This is a genomic window from Hoyosella sp. YIM 151337, assembly GCF_026041215.1.
Classification (GTDB): Bacteria; Actinomycetota; Actinomycetes; order Mycobacteriales; family Mycobacteriaceae; genus Hoyosella.
Window position 1 is genome coordinate 336517 of record NZ_JAPEIQ010000013.1, and the last position, 19615, is coordinate 356131.

Sequence of the window (19615 nt, forward strand, 5' to 3'; positions counted from 1 at the left end):
CTGAGGTTATTCGACTGAAGCCTTCCCTGGGGAGGGCTCGGCCGAAGAATCCTTATTCAATGCCTCATGCACAGCTGCGGCCGTCGCAGTCCCTATGCCGGGAACTTCGGTGATTTCACCGACTGAGGCTGCCTTGAGCCGTGCCACTGAGCCGAAATGGGAGACGAGGGCCGTTTTCCGTGTCTGCCCAAGTCCAGGTATCGAGTCCAGGACGGATTCAGTCATACGCCGTGAGCGCTTACTGCGGTGAAACGCGATAGCGAACCGATGGGCCTCGTCCCGCACGCGCTGCAATAGGAACAGCGCCTGACTGGTACGCGGAAGAATTACCGGGTAGTCCTCGCCGGGTAGCCACACCTCCTCCAGTCGCTTCGCCAGCCCGATCACAGCGATATCGGTGATTCCGAGTTCTTCAAGCACCGCAGACGCGGCGTTGACCTGGGGCAAGCCGCCGTCGACCACGAAAAGGTTCGGCGGGTACGCGAACCGGCGCGGCTTGCCAGTGTCCGGATCAATTGCCTCGAACCGTGCCTCTGCTTCGTGGTGATCGAGTGACTTCCGGTACCGGGCGAACCGACGCTGAGTTACTTCGGCGATACTCGCGACATCGTTCGAGCGGCCTTCACCCGCGGCTTCCCGGATCGTGTAGTGGCGGTAGTCCGATTTGCGGGGCAGCCCGTCCTCGAACACGACAAGTGAACCGACCACATCCGTGCCCTGAACGTGACTGATATCGATGCACTCGATCCGCAACGGCGCAGTATCGAGGGTGAGAGTGTCCTGGAGTTCCTGCAAAGCAGCAGAACGCGCGGTGAGGTCCCCGGCGCGGCGCAGCTTATGCTGCTGGAGTGCTTCACGCGCGTTGCGATGGACAGTCTCCGCCAGCGCCTTCTTATCACCGCGCTGGGGCACCCGCACCCGCACACTAGACCCGCGGAGGTCGCTGAGCCAGCGTTCGAGCCCCTCGGCTCCCGGCGGCAGCACCGGCACGAGGACGGTCTTGGGGATGGGACTGGCGGCTTTGTGCCCGCCTTCGGGAAGATCGCGTGCAAGCGCCTGCTGCTCCCCGTAGAACTGGGTGAGAAACTCCTCCACCATTTCCGGCTCGTCCTGCTCGCCGACGCGCTCGATCACCCAGCCGCGCTGGCCCCGCACACGGCCTCCGCGCACATGGAAAACCTGGACGGCTACTTCGAGTTCATCAGCGGCGAACGCCACGACATCGGCATCCGTGCCGTCTCCGAGAACCACGGCCTGCTTCTCCAGCGCGCGCTTGAGCGCGCCGATATCGTCCCGAAGCCGCGCGGCTCGCTCGAAATCGAGGGCCTCCGCCGCCACACTCATGCGCTTTTCGAGTTCGCGGACCATTCGGTCGGTTTTGCCGGACAAGAAGTCGCAGAAATCCGCCACGATCTGCTGATGTTCGGCCGCATCCACCTGTCCGGTGCAGGGCGCCGAGCATTTCCCGATGTATCCCAGCAAACAGGGTCGGCCTAACTGCTGGTGGCGTCTGAACACACCGCCGGAGCATGTCCGGGCGGGAAATACCCGCAGCAGCAGGTCCAGCGTTTCCCGGATCGCCCACGCGTGTGAATACGGCCCGAAGTACCTAACACCCTTCTTGCGCGGGCCACGGTACACGAACAGCCTTGGAAACTCCTCGTTCAGGGTGACAGCGAGGACCGGGTAGGACTTATCGTCGCGGTAGCGGACGTTGAAGGGCGGATCAAACTCCTTGATCCAGTTGTACTCGAGCTGAAGCGCCTCCACCTCGGTGCCCACGACGGTCCACTCCACGCTCGACGCCGTGGTGACCATTTTCCGCGTGCGCGGCTGCAGGCCACTCAGATCCGCGAAGTAGGAGTTGAGCCGGCTTCGCAGACTCTTCGCTTTTCCGACGTACAGTACCCGGCCGCCCGAATCACGAAATCGGTAAACACCCGGCTCGATCGGAATCGAACCGGGTGCTGGGCGATAGGTGGAAGGATCAGGCACGTGCCCAGGTTATCCGCAGTATCCGACAAATTCTCGTGGCATCAGTGGGCATCGACATGCGGCAGCCCGTACCGGGCCTCCAGCTCCCGGTAGCGCTCTACAGCTGCGATCGCGTGGTGGCCATCTTTGGCCTGAATCGCAAGTACGGGGATGTACTCGTCATCGGGAAGCTCGAGCCGGGCCCAGCTTCCACCACTGCGGAAGCTCAGCCCGTCGACGATTTCCCACGGCACCACACGTTCGGAAAAGAAGTTGCGAATCGCGACCCCTGCCCGGCCGACCCGCAACCGCGGACGTGCAAGCAGCAGAAAAAGGCCACCGAAAAACGCACCAAGCAGCACCATCGCAATCTGGTCGGCAAACCGGAAATACACACCCGTGTTCGCGCTGCCGAGCAAGATTCCAAGTATCACGAAGGTCACGAACATTGCGAGCGCCGCGGCCGCCGCCCAGCGCGGCATCTTCCGCGCACGAACGATCAGCTCCCATTCCGGACGCGACTGATTCTCAGGCTTCTTGACGGTCATACACGAACTCCCCCACTGGTACGCAGCCTGCGCAGCGTCAGCGCCGTATCGATCGCTGCGCTGCACGCCTGCGCACCCTTGTCTTCGGACGAGCCCGCGAGACCGGCGCGGTCGCGGGCCTGCGCCTCTGTGTTCACGGTGAGAACGCCGTTGCCGACGGGCGTCGCCTCATCCAGTGACACCCGCGTCAGCCCATCGGTAACGGACTGGCACACGTATTCGAAATGCGGTGTTTCGCCACGAATCACCACACCCAGCGCGACTACTGCGTCGTGACTGCGGGCGAGTTCCTGAACCACTACGGGGATTTCCATCGATCCCGCGACGCGGACCACTGTGACGTTGCGTACTCCGGCCTGGTCCACGACGCGCTGCGAACCAGCAATCAGTGCCTCACAGATTTCGGTATGCCACTGGCCCGCGACGATGCCAAGAGAAAGATCCTCCGCGCCCTCGATGCTGAGTTCCGGCTCACCGCCGCCGCTCATGTGGCTCCTCCTTCAAATCCGCGCTGCTCAAAGTGCTCGTCAAGGCCGTCGAGCTGATGACCCATCCGGTCACGCTTCGTGCGCAGGTAGTGAATATTTTCTTTGTTCGGCCGGATGGGCATCTGGACGCGATCGACGATGGCAAGCCCATACCCGTCGAGACCCGCACGTTTAGCCGGATTGTTCGTGAGCAAACGCATGGTTTTCACGCCCAGGTCCACCAAGATCTGCGCACCGACACCGTAGTCACGTGCGTCCGCAGGCAGGCCGAGTGCCAGATTCGCATCCACGGTGTCTGATCCAGCATCTTGAAGCTGATACGCCTGCAGTTTGTGCATCAGCCCGATGCCGCGGCCCTCGTGACCACGCATGTACAGCACCACGCCCCGTCCCTCTTCAGCGACCATCCGCATCGCGGCGTCAAGTTGTGGCCCGCAGTCGCAGCGCAGTGAACCGAAAATGTCACCGGTCAAGCATTCCGAATGCACGCGTACCAGGACATCGTTGCCTTTCCCATCAGGTCCGGGCAGATCACCCATGACAAGGGCGACATGCTCGACGCCGTCGTAGATGCTGCTGTAACCGACTGCCCGGAACTCCCCGTACGGCGTCGGTATCCGCGCATCTGCCACGCGTACAACGTGCTTTTCATTCTTGCGCCGCCACGCGATGAGGTCCGCAATCGAGATCATCGCGAGATCGTGGTCGTCAGCGAAGATCCGCAGTTCCTCAGCCTTAGCCATATAGCCTTCGTCTTTCTGGCTGACGATCTCACAGATAACGCCTGCAGGCCGTAATCCGGCCAGCCGCGCCAGGTCGACCGCGGCCTCCGTGTGCCCAGCGCGGCGCATCACGCCGCCTTCTTTCGCCCGCAGCGGCACCACGTGGCCAGGCCGTGTGAAGTCCTCCGGTCGCGCCGCTGGATCAGCGAGCAACTGACACGTCACCGCTCGGTCGGCCGCGGAGATGCCGGTGCCCACGCCTTCCTTCGCATCCACCGTCACCGTGTACGCGGTTTGGTGCTTGTCCTGGTTGGTCGCGAACATGGGCGGCAGGCCGAGTCGGTCACAATCCGCACCGTCGAGCGGCACACAGACATAACCGGACGTATACCGCACCATGAAGGCAAGCAGCTCCGGCGTGGCCTTTTCTGCGGCGAAGATCAGATCGCCCTCATTCTCACGATCTTCATCGTCGACGACGACGACCGCCTTGCCTGCGGCAATTTCGGCAATCGCGCGTTCGACAGTGTCGAATCTGATCACTGTTCTTACTCCTCGGCCCCGCTAGCAGCGGTGTCCTGTAGGGCGGTACCGCGGTAGCGGAACCCTTCACCAGGAGTGCCCTCACCGCTTCGGCTGTGCAGACGCTCCACGTATTTGGCAATGACGTCGACCTCAAGATTGACGGTCGTGCCGACGCTCGCGCGGCCAAGAGTGGTCAGCTGCTGCGTCGTGGGAATAAGGGAAACCTCAAAATAATCGGCTCCCGCGCTTTTTCCAACGGCCGACACGGTCAGCGACACACCGTCAATCGTGATCGACCCTTTCTCGACGATATACCGGGCAAGCTGCGCTGGCACTGAGAGCCGGACAACCTCCCAATGTTCCATCGGAGTGCGGCTGATAATCACACCGGTGCCATCCACATGTCCTTGCACGATGTGGCCACCTAAACGGCCGCCCACAGCGACCGCGCGTTCGAGATTGACCTGGCTGCCCGCGCCAATTCCCGCAAGGCTGGTACGCCGCATCGTTTCGCCCATGACGTCCGCGGTAAACGACCCGTCCACAAGCACGTCGACGACTGTGAGGCAGACGCCATTGACCGCGATCGAATCGCCGTGTGACGCGTCGGATGTGACCAGCGGGCCGCGCACCGTAATGCGCGCCGAATCCCCGCGTGTTTCGGCCGCGACGACCTCACCAAGCTCTTCGACGATCCCTGTGAACACTCGCGCACGCTCCTCACCGCTGTACGTCACCACGTTATCGCGGCACAAGGCTGATAAGCACATCGTCCCCGAGCCGCTCCACACTCTCACAGTGAAACCGGAAAGCATCGCCAATGCTTCCAGCGCCAGCGTCACCCACCGCCGCGGGGCCGTCACCGAGAACAACCGGGGCCACGTACGCCGTGATCCGGTCGACCAAACCTGCGCGGAAGAATGCCCCCGCGACTGTCGGGCCGCCTTCGAGCACCACGTCCACACAGTCCTCGAGCGCCCCGACAACGTCACGCGGATCGCGTGACCGCACGATTCTGGTTTCCGCGGCGGCGTCGGCGACGCGCGCGCTGGCGGGAATCTCGCGCAGACCGAAGACAACGCGAACGGGCTGGTGGCCGGCCAGTGAACCGTCCGCGTTTCGCGCGGTGAGCCACGGATCGTCCGCATGGACGGTGCCGGTACCGACGACGATCGCGTCGATACGGGAGCGCTCCATACGATCCCGTGCCCGCGACTCGGGACCTGAAATCCATTGGCTCGACCCATCGGCCGCCGCACACCGGCCGTCGAGACTCGCGGCGTACTTGTAAGTGAAGTGCGGCCGCCCCGTCCGCTGCCGATGCAGCCACGCACGCAGCGGACCCTTCACCACGGGGGCCGGATCGTGCCACTTCGTGACCGCGACGCCTGCGTGTGTGAGCGTGCCGCTTCCCCCTGCCGCCTGCGCAACCGGATCGTCTACCGCGTAGTGCACCTGCGCGATGCCGGCGTCAATCAGGGCTTTGCTGCACGGCGGGGTACGTCCGTAGTGGTTACAGGGTTCCAGCGTCACGATTGCGGTGCCGCCAAAGGCACGCGAGCCAGCCTCGCGCAAAGCCACCACCTCAGCGTGCGGGCCGCCGGCCGGCTGCGTGCCCCCGACCCCGACGACGTTGCCACCCACGTCGAGAATCACCGCGCCTACCGGCGGGTTCGGGCTCGTCGTGCCACGTACCCGCTCAGAGGCTTCCACGGCGAGACGCATCGCGTCGCTGAGATGCAGCATGCAGGCCTGCTAGTGCTCGAGGTGAGCGGAGGCTGCACCCGCGAGCGCGCGCAGTTTTTCTACCGCGGCCGCTGGATCGTCCGCTCCGTACACAGCAGATCCGGCCACAAAACAGTCCACCCCCGCCTCCGCGGCGGACTCGACCGTCTCCATGTTGATGCCGCCATCAATCTCGACGAGCACTGTGAGCTCACCCGCATCGACGAGTTTGCGCACGCGGCGTGCCTTGTCGAGTACGTGGGCAATGAACTTCTGCCCGCCAAAACCGGGTTCGACGCTCATCACGAGGAGAGTGTCGAACTCGCGCAGGATTTCGAGGTACGGATCGAGTTGGGTGTTTGGTTTGATGGCCAGTCCGGCCTTCCCTCCCGCAGCGCGAATATCGCGAGCCACGGCCACCGGGTTGTCGGTGGCTTCCGCGTGGAAAGTGACGTTATGAGCACCTGCCTCCGCGTACGGCGGGGCCCAGCGTTCGGGGTTCTCAATCATCAAGTGACAGTCGATCGGAATGGTGGTCGCTTTCAGCAAGCTCTCCACGATCGGGAGACCAAGTGTGAGGTTTGGCACAAAGTGCGCGTCCATGACGTCGACGTGGAGCCAGTCGGCACCGCCGACCGCAGCGGCCTCGTCGGCGAGATGGGCGAAGTCCGCGGACAGAATCGAGGGGGCGATCATCGGTCCCCGAGGGTGAGCAGCCATGCTGCGAGTGTAAGAGGTGCGGTGTTAAAGTCTTAAACCCGATGATCACCCCACTCTCCATCGCCATCACAGTGCTCACGCTCGGGGCCGCACTGTGGGCGCTGGTCAAGCTGATAGCCGATCGCCCCGTGGATCTGAGCCGGTTGGCTGGCAAGATGCTGCTCGGCGTTCTGGGCGTCGCGGAGGCGCTGACGATCGTCCAGACCTTCGCAGGGTTTATGCTGCTCGTTACGGACGATCGCGAAGTCTCGACACTGACGTTCGTGCTGTACCTCATCGGTGTCCCGCTAATCATCCCGATAGCCACGTGGTGGGCGCTCGGCGACCGGAGCCGGGCAGGCGCCGGAGTGCTCGCGGTCGGTCTCGTCGCAGTGCCGGTAATGGTGCTGCGAATGCACGAACTGTGGAGCGCAGGAGTATGACGGTTAGCACATCAGGCACTACTCCCGGCGGTGCACCGGAGCAACAAGTCCGCGAACGCACACGCACCGGCACCGGCCGGATCCTCATCGCCGTGTACGCGGTGTTCAGCCTCGCTGCCGCAGCGCGCTCGTTCGTACAGATCGTTGACCGGTTCGAGGTTGCACCCATTGCATTTGTTCTGTCTGCTGTCGCCGCCGCGTTCTACATCCTCGCGACGTTCACGCTAGCCCGTGCGACCACCGTTTCCCGCCGCCTCGCGATGTGGTCGTGCATCGTTGAGTTCGCCGGCGTGATAACCGTGGGAACGATCAGCTTTGTTGTCCCGGAATGGTTCCCAGAACCGACAGTGTGGTCACACTTCGGTCAGGGATACCTGTTTATCCCGCTCGTGCTGCCCATCGCCGGGCTGTGGTGGCTGCGACATACAGCGCACTAACGCCCCGTGCCTGACGAAGCACCCAGGTTCTTGTGATGTTTAGAGTGGGATTGCTTGAGGGACATCTTCCTCATGAGCTCACAACCCAAAGTCGGTGACATCGTCGCGTGGAAATGGGGCAACGGAATTGCCTCCGGCGAGGTGGAGCGGGTTTGCTGCGAGAAGACGCACATCCAAAGCAAAGGGCAGACCGTCACCCGCAATGGCAGCCGAGACAACCCGGCCGTAGTCATCAGGCAAGATGACGGCACCAAAGTCATCAAGCTTCACAGCGAACTCGACTGAGGACGGAGCGGGATCAGGCGGTGATCCTTCGGAAAGGCGCTGCCTCCTCGATTTCCAGTGCGAGTTCCAAGAGCGTGCGTTCCTGGCCGTGGTGCGCCGAGAAGTGCACGCCGATTGGCAGCCCCCCTGCTGTCTGGCCAAGTGGCAGTGAGAGAGCGGGTGTGCCCGCCACGTTGTTGAGCGGTGTGAACGCGACGTATCGGGTGAGTCGCTCAAGGAGTTCGCCGAACGGCTGCCGAGGTGAGAGGTAACCGATAGGCGGGGTCGTGTGGCTCACGACAGGGCTGAGGATGACATCCCAGCGCGCTAACTTCGCGCGGGCCAGCTCCCCCGTGCGCCGCAGCCGGTACAGCACGGCGGGTGTGAGGTGGGCGTTGCGCCAAAAACGTTCCACGAGTCCGCGGGTTAGCCCATCAAGGCGGTCAGGACTGAAGTCCTTGCCATGGATCCACCGCCCGGGCACCGTGAGCATCACGGACAGCAGCGCCCAGTAGTGCAAAAAATCCTCCGCGAATCCTGCACTCACCGGTACGGGGGCTTCGTCGACGTAATGACCGAGGTCAGCGAGCAACTCTGCGGCCGACAACACCGCTGCCCGAGTCTCTGCGTCGGTGGGATGCCCCAGGACGGAATCGAGGACGACCCCGACCCGCAGCCGGCGGCCGGGCCCACTGATGTCGCCGATGGGCGCGAGATTCTTGTTACGAAAGGTGCGCTCTGCGGCGCTGAAGAACGCCGCGGTATCCCGCACGCTACGTGTGAGCACTCCGTCCGAAATTATCCGGACCGGCAGGGCGTCGTGCAGTGGTTCGGACCGCAGCCGCCCGCGGCTTGGCTTCAGCCCGACGAGCCCGCACGCGGCTGCGGGGATGCGGATCGAGCCTCCCCCATCGTTGGCGTGGGCGATCGGCACTGCGCCGCTCGCGACGAGGGCCGCCGCACCTCCTGATGACGCGCCGGCGGAGAAGTCGGGCAGCCAGGGGTTGCGAGTCGGGTCGTCATCCATGAATTCCGTTGACGCGTTGAAACCGAACTCCGGCAGGCGGGTTTTACCCAGCACCGCAAGCCCCAGCGACACGAATTGCGCGACGAAGCGATCGTCGCGTGCGACCGGATCCGCGGAGAATGCGCGGGACCCGCGTGTCGTGGGCAAGCCAGACATGTTCACGTTGTCTTTCAAGAACGTGGGCACGCCCTGGAAAGGACCCGTCGGCAAGCGCCCGGCCGCCACATGCGCGCGCGCCCGTTCGAATGCTGCGATCTGCACGGCATGCAGCGCCGGGTCTGCTGATGCCGCGCGCGCGATAGCAGCCTCGAGAGCCTCGGACGCGGAGATTTCACGCGCAGCGATCCGGGCCGCGATGCCGACTGCGTCATCGGTGCCCAGTGCATCGTCACTGAACGTGGATATACGGGTAGCCCCGCCATTCCCGCACGTAGGTCGCTGTGGCACTCCCGCGATCCTACTCGCTTGCGGGTTTCCTCAGCGCTGCGATGAACATCGCGTCGGTGCCATGACGGTGGGGCCACAACTGGATGGCCTTGCCCGCCTCGGCTGCTTCGATATCACAGAGCAGACTGCTCCCGTCGATCTGCTCAAGAGCGTGCCGCCGCACCGCGGCTGCGACGATGGTGGTCGTTTCCAGCAGGTGCGGGGAACAGGTGGAGTACACGACCACGCCGCCGGGCCGGAGCAGGCGCACTGCGGAATCGAGGAGCTCGCGCTGCAGCTTGCTCAGGTCCCCGATATCGCCAGACTGACGGCGCCACCGTGCTTCTGGCCGGCGGCGCAGCGCCCCGAGGCCGGTGCAGGGCGCGTCGACGAGGATCCGGTCGTAGCCAGGCGAAAGACCAGGGTCACGTCCGTCGCCTTCGTGCACTGTTACGGGCAGACCCTCCACAGCCTGCCGCACGAGGCGGGCGCGGTGCGCCGCGACCTCAACGGCATCGACATGAGCACCATCGATTCGCGCGAACGAACCGAGCAGGACAGCTTTTCCGCCAGGACCCGCGCAGAGGTCCAGCCAGCGACCGCTGTCCGCGCCGGATAACGGCGCGCGTACCAGCGAGAGCGCCACGAGCTGACTGCCCTCATCCTGCACGAACGCGAGACCGTCGCGAACCGGCTCGAGCGATGCTGGATCTCCGCCAGATTCGAGCCGCACCGCGTACGGCGAATACGGTCCTTCGTCGCCGCCCGTGACAAGCGCAAGTTCTTCGGCAGTTATTTCTCCTGGCCGTGCCGCAAGATGGACGACCGGGCGCGCATCGTCGGCCGCGAGGGCCGCGCTCAGCTCGCCGGCGCTCGGCCCCAGCGAATCCGCGAAAGCCTGTGCGATCCACCGTGGGTGCGCATATGTAAATGCCAGTCGCCCAATCGGATCCGGCGGCGCGAGCTGAGCTACCCACTCTGCTTCGGTCTTCTCCGACACCCGCCGCAACACTGCGTTCACGAACCCAGAGACGTGCGCGCCAGCAGTGTCGCGGGCCATCGCGACCCCCGTGCTGACGGCGGCATGCGGCGCCACCCTGGTCCGCAGCAGCTGATACGCGGACAGGCGGAGGATGTCTAAGACGTCACCATCGATGGTATCTGCGTCCCGGCTGGCGGCGGCGGCAATGATCGCGTCGAGCAGGCCGAGCGCGCGGCACGTTCCGTAGGTGAGTTCGGTGGCGAACGCCGCGTCACGGCCTTTGATTCGCCGGTCACGCAGGAGCGCGGGCAGCAACAGGTTGGCGTAGGCATCGCGCGCGCGAACCGCCTGCAGGACGTCGCGGGCTACCTCCCTCGCTGGGTCGGCGGCAGGCGGCGGCTGAGTGCGGCGCGGGGCCCTGCGGCTCTGGTCCTCGCCGCTGCGCCGCGGCCCTGGCCGCGTGTTGTCCGCCTGGCGGCCGGTACCACGGGCCCGGCCCCCGCGTCCGTTGCTTCGTTTGCGTCCGCCTGGCTCTTCGCTGCTCACGCGACCACTCTCTCCTTCAGCTTGTTCATTCAGTGTGCGACCGTACCGGCCGCGAGTCGCGCTCCGCGTGCCCAGTCCGCGGCTGTCATCAGCTTCTTGCCCTGCGGCTGAACGGTGCTGAGCGTGACGGCTCCGCTTCCCGTACCGATGTGCACTGCCGACTTCGTAGTACTGACTTCTCCGGGCGAGAGAGCAGGCCCCTTGTCCGGCGGCGTGATCGACACCGGGCCAATCTTGACGCGCAGGTCACCGATGCGGGTCCAGGCGCCCGGCTCCGGGGTCATCGCCCGAATGAGCCGGTCAATGGCATGCGCGGGCTGATTCCAGTTGATGTGGGCTTCGTCGACGGTGATTTTCGCGGCGTAAGTCACCCCCTCAGCGGACTGCGGCACGGCTGTGAGGGAGCCATCCGCGATTCCATCCATGGTTCGTTCGAGGAGGAGCCCGCCAGATTCGGACAGCCTGGCCAGGAGGTCGCCCGCCGTGTCCGTGGGTGAGATCGTTTCAGTCACCACACCGAAGAGCGGACCAGTGTCGAGGTCTTGTTCGATCAGGAACGTGCTAGCCCCCGTGATGTCGTCACCTGCCTTGATCGCCGCCTGTACGGGCGCGGCGCCCCGCCACGCGGGCAGCAGCGAGAAGTGCAGGTTCACCCAGCCATATTTAGGGATCGCGAGCGCTTCCGATGGGAGCAGCGCGCCGTAGGCGACGACGGGGCAGCAGTCGGGGGCCAGTTCCCGGAGCTGGGCGAGGAATTCGGGGTCGCGTGGGCGCAGCGGTGTGAGCACCGGGATGCCGTGCTCATCCGCGAGCCGCGCGACTGGGGAACGCTGCCGCTTCCGTCCGCGTCCTGCGGCCGCGTCTGGCCGGGTGACGACGGCAACGACGTCATGAGCCTTGCTCTCGATGAGGCGCCGCAGTGCGGGGACAGCAGGCTCGGGGGTGCCCGCGAATACGAGCCGCATCGGTCTCCTTACGGTGGGATCACTGACCGCACCAGTCTAGGGATCCTCGCCGGCGCGACGAAAACCGCGGCGCTCGATTCCGTACCGGCTGAGTCAGAAGTTGTTGGCGATGATCGTTTCGAGTAGGCCGACGCCAGGTGGCACGAAGCTGCACTCGTGCCGCAACGCGTGCTTCTCATCGAGGGCCGCGAGCACGAGTTCAGCGACGAGCGGACTGTAAGGCAGCTGGAAATGCCCACTCATATCAGCCATGCAGAAGTCTTGTATGTAGTGATTGCGGGCGTTCTCGCCGCGCAGCCTGCCATTGTCGCCTGGAGTGATCACCTCGTCGTAGCGGGTACCGATCGTGGTGTAGCGCACGCCCGGAACAGTGTCGCGGGGTGTGTTGAGTTCAGTCAGGAATTCGGAGCCTGCCAGTTGCTGGACCAGTGCCGGCGCCAGGATCTGATCAAGGCTGGCACCCTGCGGAGCCAGCACGCCGGGCGGGGCCTGCGTGCCATAGGACGGCGATGCGATGCCTACCCACGAGGCGGTGTAGGTGGCACCACCGAGCTTGTTGACGTAGTACCGCGTGACATTTGCGCCCTGCGAGAAACCAATCAGGTGAACTTTTTCAGCACGCGTGGCAGACCTGATAAGTGCTACCGCCCGTGCCACTTCTTTTGCTGATTCCCGCATGTCGGTCGTTCCGTACGTGGGTGCTTCTAGACCGGTGGCGGGGCTGAAATTAATGCCGGGTTTTCCAAGCCCATAGTTGAGTGCAAAAACACAGTAACCGTGGTCGCGCAAGAATGGCGCGAGGCGCGCGTAGTCCGCATACGCTGACGCGTCTGTGCCGTGTGCAAGCAGCACGGGGTGCGGCTTCTGCGCATCCGGCCGACAGAGAAAATCGTTAGTTTGCGCAGGCGCATGGCCCGGGAATGCCAGGTCGAACTTCTTCGCTTGTGGTGCCGTCAGTTGCCGGGGCCCTTGTACCTCAGGCATGCCAGCACGCGGCACGTCAGCGACCGCAGCACCGGGCGACAGGAGAACGATACTCAATAGCAGAATTAGTGCGGACGACGCGGATTTAATGACATGGCCTCGTGAATTTCGCATGGCCCGCCTTCCCGTTCCTGCGGCCGACAGACACCGCGCGTTTCGAAAATTGTAAGAGGTGACGGCCGATTTCGATATTCAAAGAAAACCCACACCATGTTTGTTATAGGAAGATGACCTCGAGCGGCGGCTCCAGCACTCACCGCCGCAACTCCGGCGGGCGAATCCAAACCCCCGAAGGCTAAGCTACTGATCAGTAACTTGAGTTAGAGTGAGAACCGCTTCTCGCAATCACCGCACTCTCCAGCCAGGAGGAACAGCGTGGCTTCCACCACCAATTCCCGGAGTGTCGTATTCGTTGACGGCATCCGCACCCCGTTCGGGCGGGCCGGCAAGAAAGGCATTTACGCCGAGACCCGCGCCGACGACCTCGTCGTCAACTGCATTCGTGAACTCATCCGGCGCAACCCGCAACTCCCGCCTCAGGACGTTGACGACGTCGCGATTGCCGCCACTACCCAGACCGGTGACCAAGGGCTCACAATTGGGCGCAGCGCAGCCGTGCTAGCCGGACTGCCCGAAACCGTCCCCGGGTACGCCATCGACCGCATGTGTGCCGGCGCGATGACCGCCGTTACGACCACTGCAGCCGCAATTGGCTTCGGTCAGTACGACGTCGCCATCGCTGGCGGTGTAGAGCACATGGGGCGCCACCCCATGGGCGAAGGTGTCGATCCGAATCCACGCTTCCTCGCCGACAAACTCGTCGACCCCAGCGCGCTTGTCATGGGCAACACCGCGGAGAACCTCCACGACCGTTTTCCCTCGATCACCAAACAGCGCACCGACGCGTACGCGATCGGCAGTCAGCAGAAATTCGAGGCTGCCCGTGCAGCGGGCAAAATAGCCAATACCCTCGTGCCAGTAGCAACCCGGCACAGTGAATCCGGCTGGGGATACGCGACTGAAGACGAGCCGCCCCGCCCGGGAACCACTCTCGAAGACCTTGCGGCCCTCAAGACCCCGTTCCGCGTCGCAGGCCGTATCACCGCGGGTAACGCCGCTGGTCTCAATGACGGCGCGACCGCCTCGATTATCGCTGGCGAGGACACCGCACACGTGCTCGGCCTGCCCATCGGCATGCGTATGACCGGATTCGCGTTCAGAGGTGTCGATCCCGCCGTCATGGGAATCGGCCCAGTGCCCGCAACCGAGAAACTCCTCGCCCGTACCGGCCTCACGATTGCAGATATCGGTCTCTTTGAAATCAACGAAGCCTTCGCAGTGCAGGTGCTCGCCTTCCTCGAGCACTTCGGCATCGCTGACGATGATCCGCGTGTCAACCAGTGGGGCGGTGCGATCGCGTGCGGGCACCCCCTCGCTTCCTCAGGTGTGCGCCTCATGACGCAGCTGAGTCACCAGTTCAAGGAGCGGCCCGATGTCCGCTACGGCCTCACCACAATGTGTATCGGAATGGGCATGGGCGGCAGCGTGATCTGGGAAAACCCCCACTACGACGGCAAGAAAAACGACTGAGGAAGGACGAAGAAGATGACAGATCAGTCCACATTTGCCGAAGTCGTCACCCACGCGTACATGAACCTCGTCAGTGTCCCGGGTATCGATGGCCAGGTTGCGCTCATCACTCTTGACAATGGGTTCGACCACACGAAGCCGACAACGTTTGGCCCGCAAGGGCTGGCGAACATCGACGCGGCCCTCGACGCCGCATTCGGCGCAACGCCAGCGGCGATCGCGATCACCGGAAAACCATTCATCTTCGCGGTGGGCGCGGACCTCAAAGGCGTCGGCCAGCTCAGTGAGCGGTCGGAGGCTCTCGAGATCGGCCGTCTCGGTCACCGGGTGTTCAAGCGGTTGCGCGATTCACCGATCCCAACATTTGCCCTCGTCAATGGGGCTGTAATGGGCGGTGGCCTCGAAATCGCCCTCGCCTGCCACTACCGCACCGTGTCGGCCAGTGTCGCGGCAATCGCATTGCCTGAGTGTTTCCTCGGCCTCGTTCCCGGCTGGGGCGGTACCCAACTGCTACCCAATATCATCGGGCCCTCGAATGCCGTCGCCGTCATCCTGGAAAATGCGCTTAACCAGAACCGGATGCTCAAACCCGGCCAAGCAATGCAGCTGGGGATTTTCGACGAACGGCTTGACTCGGCTGATTTCATCGAACAGTCACTGCGCTGGGCAGCACGCGTCCTCGCTGGTGACGTCACCCTGAACCGGCCCGCTATCGACCGGGACCACGACTGGGACAATGCGCTCGATCGTGCACGCAACTTCGTCAGCGCGAAGACGCGTGGCTACGCTCCAGGTCCTGCGAGAGCGCTCGAACTGCTGGCCCTGGCGCGCGACACTGACATCAACGATCCCGACTCGCTTGCCAGCGGGTTCGCCGCCGAAGATGAGGCCCTGGCCGACCTCATCATGAGTGACGAATTGCGAGCTGGCCTCTATGCGTTCGACCTCGTCCAGCGCCGCGCGAAGCGGCCCTCCGGGGCACCTGACAAGGCCCTCGCCCGGCCGGTCACTGGTGTCGGCATCATTGGCGCCGGCCTCATGGCCTCACAACTTGCGCTGCTGTTCGTGCGGCAGCTCCAGGTTCCTGTGATCCTGACCGACATCGACCAGGAGCGCATCGACAAAGGCGTCGGCTACGTTCACGGTGAGATCGCCAAGCTGCAGGCCAAGGGCCGTGTCTCCCCAGATGGCGCGAACCGGCTGAAAGCACTTGTCTCTGGTTCGCTCGACAAGTCGGTGTTCGCGAATACCAGTTTTGTGATCGAAGCGGTTTTCGAGAACATGGACGTCAAGAAGAAAGTGTTCGCCGAACTCGAGCAGCACGTCTCAGCTGACACGATTCTCGCGACGAACACGTCCTCGTTGTCGATCACGAAGATGGCGGCCGAACTGAAGCACCCCGAGCGCGTGGTGGGCTTCCACTTCTTCAACCCGGTCGCGGTGCTGCCGCTCCTCGAGATCATCAAGGGAGAGAAGACCGACGACGCGACCCTCGCCACCGCGTTCGCGACCGCGAAAACTCTCAAGAAGTCAGCGGTGCTTGTTGCCGACTTGCCAGGCTTCGTCTTCAATCGGCTGCTGATTCGTACGCTCGGCGAGGTAATGAATGCCGTTGACGAGGGTACGCCCTTCGATGTCGCTGACAATGCGATCGCCGAGCTGGGCATGCCGATGTCTCCGTTTACGCTTCTCGGCCTCGTCGGCCCCGCAGTCGCGCTGCATACCGGTGAGACACTGTCCGCGTACTATCCGGACCGCTTCACAGACTCGCCCGGTTTGCGCGCGATCGTGGACGCCGGACTGAAGCAAGTGTGGGCATACGACGAGCACGGCAATCAGTCTGTCGACCCGAAGGTCGCCGAATTGTGGACACAGGGTGACAGACAATCAACGGCTGACGACGTGCTTGAACGAACTCGCCGGGCCTTCGCGGAAGAGATCAGGATCATGCTCGAGGAAGGTGTCGTCGCTGCGGCGCAAGACATCGACCTGTGCCTGATTCTCGGTGGCGGATTCGCTTTCTGGAACGGCGGCATCACGCCGTATCTCGACCGCAGCGGCACGTCAGAAGCGGTCAACGGAAGACGTTTCCACGAACCAGGCGTTGCCAGCGTATAGCGCGCCCGGCTGTACGCGCCGACTCTCGGCACCTTCGCGGCCACACGCTGCGCAGGCAAGGGGGTCGGCGCAGCGTGCGCCGCGGTTTCACCGCACCGGCGTCAGGCGAATTGAGTCGGGCGCATTGACGGTCCGCAGGACAGCTCGGACCACGACCGGCGCCCAGCGGCCGCGCGATCCCGCTCAATCACGGGATCCGTGAGTTGTATTCTGCGGCCGCGGGTTTCGAGCACGCATCCGCGCGCGGCGACGACATTACGCACCCAGTCACTTTTCGTGCCGTACGTGAGCGCGATGCGATAATCGTCCCCGTCGCGAAACACATTGACGGGCGTCGTGTAAACGTTGCCGGAATGCCGTCCGCGGTGCACCACCAGGCCCATCCCGGGCATTCGTGTCGCAGCCATCGCGGCGACCTTGTTCGTGGCGTGACGGTTGAACCTCGCGAGCGCAGCGGGAAGTGGCATGGCGTTTCCTTATTCTCCAGCTCGCCCTCCAGCGTCTTCGGCGAGGAGCCGGTACAGGGCTTTGCGCGCCTCAGTCAAGATTCTGGCCGCTTCAGTGTACTGGTCCGCAGTTCCTACTGCTGCGACTTGCCGGGCGGCGGCATGCAGCAGACGGGCAAGTTCTCTGAGGTCACGAGCCTGAGTGGCGCCGTCCGCTCCCCCAGCAACCGCAGCGAAGGGATCGCCGAGCTTGTCGTGCTGACTTGTGACGTGTTCTGTGCCGGCATCGGTAAGCCGCGCAGTTTTCCGGCCTTCGACACGCTCGATGACCAGCAGGCCTTCGTCTTCGAGCGCGGACAGTGTCGGGTAGATCGAACCTGGGCTCGGTTTCCACTCACCACCGCTGCGCTCTTCGATCTCCTGAATGAGCTGATACCCGTGCATTGGTGATTCAGCGAGCAGCAGCAAAACCGCGGCCCGTACATCGCCGCGCTTCCCGCGGGTGCGGCGAGTGACTGGCCCGCCAATCCGAATCAGACCCGGCCCACCGCCGAAGCCTTCAATGTGCAGACCGCCGCGTGGGCGCTCGTGTCTGGCTCGGCGTTCCGCCCGGCGTTCATCGCGGCGACGGTTGCGTTCGTGTTGTTCGTGGCGCATGCGCGCACTCCCTTCGATAGGTTACGTTATATCGCTTTATTAACGATATATCGCACAACTTCGCGACGCAACCCCTCATCCGGCTCAACCCATATGTGGCGGCTCCACCTGCGCCCGCACCGGCACGGAGCCCTTCTGAGCGCTGCGCACGGCCTGGACTCGCCGCACCTCCCGAACCAGTTCGACGCTCTTCGTCCGCGCTATCCGCAGCAGAACGCGTTCAGCCTGTTCGGAGGGAGACGCGGTTGCGGACACCGGGGCCCGGGCTGCGGGTGACAGCGGCACCGGACCCAGAATGTCGGTGCCCTCGGGAAAGTCGGCGCGGGACACGAAATCGGTGACCGCCGCCGCAGGCCCATCTACTGCGATCATGCGCACGGCCGGCGGGAACCCCACCTCCTCCCGCTCGCGCAACTCCGCGTCAGCGAATCCTGCTGGATCCCAGCGGATCAGCGCTTGAACCGCGGGGATGGCGGCGTCAGCAACGACGACGACGGTGCCGCCCGCCAACGCTGGTTTGACGAGTGCTGACGCCGCCATCCACTTGCGCAGGGCATCCTCCGCAACTCGCAGGTCTGCCCGCCCCAGCATCGCCCAGCCGTCAAGCAGCAGCGCGGCACCGTACCCATCCTCTTCGGTAACCGGTTCTGCACCAGGCGTACACACCACGAGGGAGCGCCGCCGCGGCACAGTCGCCAGCACTGCGTCGCCGCCGGAAGTCACAACTGGGACACCCGGAAACGCCCGCCCCAATTCTTCCGCCGTACGCCGCGCGCCGACCACTTGTGCCCTGATCCGTCCTGAGCCACACGCCACACATTTCGGCGCACCTGCCCCGGTTGCGCACCATCGGCAGCGATAATGCTGTGTGCCGCCGTCACTGAGCATCTCCATCGGACCCGCACACACGCGACATCGCAACGGCGTCCGGCAGTCCTGGCAGGCGAGTGCGGGCACATACCCCCTCCGCGGCACCTGCACTAACACCGGCTCGTCCCGACCGAGCGCTGCCCGGGCTGCCTGGAACGCGATCGCAGGCAATCGTGCTGCGCGGGCGGCGGGATCGCGAACGAGCGCCGTGTCACTGTCCGCCAGCGCGACGACGCGCGGCGATCGGGCACGCACAACGTCCCTGGGCGCGCTGACTTCCTGTGCCCAGCCGCTTTCGGCGAGCAGCTGCGCCTCACACGTCCGGGCAAAGCCTGCAATCACCAGACCTGTTCCCGATAAGTGAGCGCGCTGAATAGCGACGTCACGCACATGTGGGTACGGGGATCGCGGCTCTGCGTGCAGATCGTCACCGTCGTCCCAGACAATGACCAGGCCAAGATCCTGCACGGGCGCGAACATCGCGCTGCGGGTACCTACTACGATGCGAGCGCTGCCCCGCAGGGCGCGCAGCCACGTGCGATACCGCCGCGCCGGACCCAGTCCGGCGGACAACACTGCAACGGCTGCCGCGCCAGCAAGTTTCTCGCACGCCGCCCCAACCCGATCCAGATCGCGCTGATCCGGAACAACAATTAATGTGCCTTTGCCCGAGGCTGCGACCTGCGCAGCGAGTTCGGCGCACCGCATCGGCCACTCTTCCCCCGGTGCGGCCTGCCAGACTGCGCGTGCCGCCTTTCCTTCCCCGAGAGCGGTCACGAGTTCCGCGCCCAGCGCGTATGTCCGCCATGCGGTTACGTCAGGCGCAGCGGTGACTGTTGTTTCCGGGGTGTGGTCCTCCCCCTCGACCCGCGCGTGACGCGACGGGATCGCGAGGCGCAACACATCAGCCCTGGTGCCCGCACAGCGCTGCGCGACGACCGTCACAAGGCGAGCCACTTCGGGGGTCAGGACCTGAACCGGGGACACTATCCGGTCGATCCAGCCGAGCTTGCCATCCCGTTCGCTCGTGCTCACCCGTTCAAGAAGGTACCCATCTACCAGACGGCCAGCGAACCGGACGCGGACGCGCACCCCGGGTTGCGCAGCCTCGTCGATGTCAGCCGGAACAAGATAGTCGAACTCGCGGTCGAGGTGCGACAGTGGAAGCATCGGAAGAAT

Annotated in this window: 19 protein-coding genes; 5 read left to right on the top strand and 14 right to left on the bottom strand. The window is 64.2% G+C overall.

From position 1 onward, the window contains the following. Positions 1-6: 6 nt before the first annotated feature. Genes uvrC through rpe form a run of 7 tightly spaced genes read right to left on the bottom strand, consistent with a single transcriptional unit; the run spans position 7 to position 6702 of the window. Positions 7-1995 carry an excinuclease ABC subunit UvrC gene (gene uvrC / locus ONR57_RS07735; RefSeq protein WP_265122567.1) on the bottom strand — a complete coding sequence of 663 codons (1989 nt, stop codon included), beginning with the start codon at positions 1993-1995 and terminating at the stop codon, positions 7-9. A 41-nt stretch (positions 1996-2036) separates the two neighbouring features. Beyond that, on the bottom strand, positions 2037-2522 hold the full coding sequence (locus ONR57_RS07740; RefSeq protein ID WP_265122568.1) for a PH domain-containing protein: 486 nt from the start codon (positions 2520-2522) through the stop codon (positions 2037-2039). Continuing rightward, entirely contained in the window at positions 2519-3010 is a 492-nt protein-coding gene (gene ribH / locus ONR57_RS07745; RefSeq protein WP_265122569.1) for a 6,7-dimethyl-8-ribityllumazine synthase, read from the bottom strand. Before ribH ends, ONR57_RS07740 begins: the two co-directional genes overlap by 4 nt. Beyond that, the gene (locus tag ONR57_RS07750; RefSeq protein ID WP_265122570.1) at positions 3007-4275 is read right to left on the bottom strand and encodes a bifunctional 3,4-dihydroxy-2-butanone-4-phosphate synthase/GTP cyclohydrolase II; all 1269 of its coding nucleotides are present in this window, start codon (positions 4273-4275) and stop codon (positions 3007-3009) included. Before ONR57_RS07750 ends, ribH begins: the two co-directional genes overlap by 4 nt. 5 nt (positions 4276-4280) lie before the next feature. Then, positions 4281-4964 (bottom strand): riboflavin synthase, encoded by a 684-nt coding sequence (locus ONR57_RS07755; RefSeq protein ID WP_265122750.1) that lies wholly within the window; start codon positions 4962-4964, stop codon positions 4281-4283. Positions 4965-4998: 34 nt separating this feature from the next. Next, positions 4999-6003, bottom strand: a complete 1005-nt coding sequence (ribD, locus tag ONR57_RS07760) for a bifunctional diaminohydroxyphosphoribosylaminopyrimidine deaminase/5-amino-6-(5-phosphoribosylamino)uracil reductase RibD (RefSeq protein ID WP_265122571.1) — start codon at positions 6001-6003, stop codon at positions 4999-5001. A gap of 9 nt (positions 6004-6012) precedes the next feature. Beyond that, positions 6013-6702: a ribulose-phosphate 3-epimerase gene (rpe, locus tag ONR57_RS07765; protein WP_265122572.1), complete on the bottom strand. Its 690-nt coding sequence runs from the start codon at positions 6700-6702 to the stop codon at positions 6013-6015. 41 nt (positions 6703-6743) lie between these two features. Between rpe and ONR57_RS07770 the strand changes: the two genes are divergently transcribed. From ONR57_RS07770 to ONR57_RS07780, 3 genes are all read left to right on the top strand, one after another. Beyond that, positions 6744-7124 (top strand): hypothetical protein, encoded by a 381-nt coding sequence (locus tag ONR57_RS07770; protein ID WP_265122573.1) that lies wholly within the window; start codon positions 6744-6746, stop codon positions 7122-7124. After that, a complete protein-coding gene (locus tag ONR57_RS07775; protein WP_265122574.1) occupies positions 7121-7561 on the top strand; it encodes a hypothetical protein in 441 nt (146 codons plus the stop codon). Before ONR57_RS07770 ends, ONR57_RS07775 begins: the two co-directional genes overlap by 4 nt. Positions 7562-7633: 72 nt before the next feature. Next, a complete protein-coding gene (locus ONR57_RS07780) occupies positions 7634-7846 on the top strand; it encodes a DUF2945 domain-containing protein (protein WP_265122575.1) in 213 nt (70 codons plus the stop codon). 13 nt (positions 7847-7859) lie between these two features. Here the strand turns inward: ONR57_RS07780 and ONR57_RS07785 are convergent, their stop codons facing one another. From ONR57_RS07785 to ONR57_RS07800, 4 genes are all read right to left on the bottom strand, one after another. Then, positions 7860-9299: an amidase gene (locus ONR57_RS07785; RefSeq protein WP_265122576.1), complete on the bottom strand. Its 1440-nt coding sequence runs from the start codon at positions 9297-9299 to the stop codon at positions 7860-7862. A 10-nt stretch (positions 9300-9309) separates the two neighbouring features. Continuing rightward, complete coding sequence (locus ONR57_RS07790; protein WP_265122577.1) at positions 9310-10806, bottom strand: RsmB/NOP family class I SAM-dependent RNA methyltransferase; 1497 nt, start codon at positions 10804-10806, stop codon at positions 9310-9312. Between the two features lie 29 nt (positions 10807-10835). Then, positions 10836-11771 carry a methionyl-tRNA formyltransferase gene (gene fmt / locus ONR57_RS07795; protein ID WP_265122578.1) on the bottom strand — a complete coding sequence of 312 codons (936 nt, stop codon included), beginning with the start codon at positions 11769-11771 and terminating at the stop codon, positions 10836-10838. Positions 11772-11864: 93 nt separating this feature from the next. After that, positions 11865-12869, bottom strand: coding sequence for a triacylglycerol lipase (locus tag ONR57_RS07800; RefSeq protein ID WP_265122579.1), 1005 nt, complete (start codon positions 12867-12869; stop codon positions 11865-11867). 261 nt (positions 12870-13130) lie between these two features. Between ONR57_RS07800 and ONR57_RS07805 the strand changes: the two genes are divergently transcribed. Together ONR57_RS07805 and ONR57_RS07810 are read left to right on the top strand one after the other, a co-directional pair. After that, positions 13131-14345 carry an acetyl-CoA C-acyltransferase gene (locus ONR57_RS07805; protein WP_265122581.1) on the top strand — a complete coding sequence of 405 codons (1215 nt, stop codon included), beginning with the start codon at positions 13131-13133 and terminating at the stop codon, positions 14343-14345. 15 nt (positions 14346-14360) lie between these two features. Further along, a complete protein-coding gene (locus ONR57_RS07810) occupies positions 14361-16463 on the top strand; it encodes a 3-hydroxyacyl-CoA dehydrogenase NAD-binding domain-containing protein (protein ID WP_265122582.1) in 2103 nt (700 codons plus the stop codon). A 101-nt stretch (positions 16464-16564) separates the two neighbouring features. Here ONR57_RS07810 and ONR57_RS07815 read toward each other — a convergent pair whose 3' ends face one another. The 3 genes from ONR57_RS07815 to ONR57_RS07825 all read right to left on the bottom strand — a co-directional run bounded on the left by ONR57_RS07815 (position 16565) and on the right by ONR57_RS07825 (position 19606). Then, positions 16565-16930 (bottom strand): nitroreductase family deazaflavin-dependent oxidoreductase, encoded by a 366-nt coding sequence (locus ONR57_RS07815; RefSeq protein ID WP_308198662.1) that lies wholly within the window; start codon positions 16928-16930, stop codon positions 16565-16567. A 9-nt stretch (positions 16931-16939) separates the two neighbouring features. Further along, complete coding sequence (locus ONR57_RS07820) at positions 16940-17566, bottom strand: PadR family transcriptional regulator (protein WP_265122583.1); 627 nt, start codon at positions 17564-17566, stop codon at positions 16940-16942. A gap of 84 nt (positions 17567-17650) precedes the next feature. Further along, the gene (locus ONR57_RS07825; protein ID WP_265122584.1) at positions 17651-19606 is read right to left on the bottom strand and encodes a primosomal protein N'; all 1956 of its coding nucleotides are present in this window, start codon (positions 19604-19606) and stop codon (positions 17651-17653) included. Between the last annotated feature and the right edge of the window lie 9 nt (positions 19607-19615).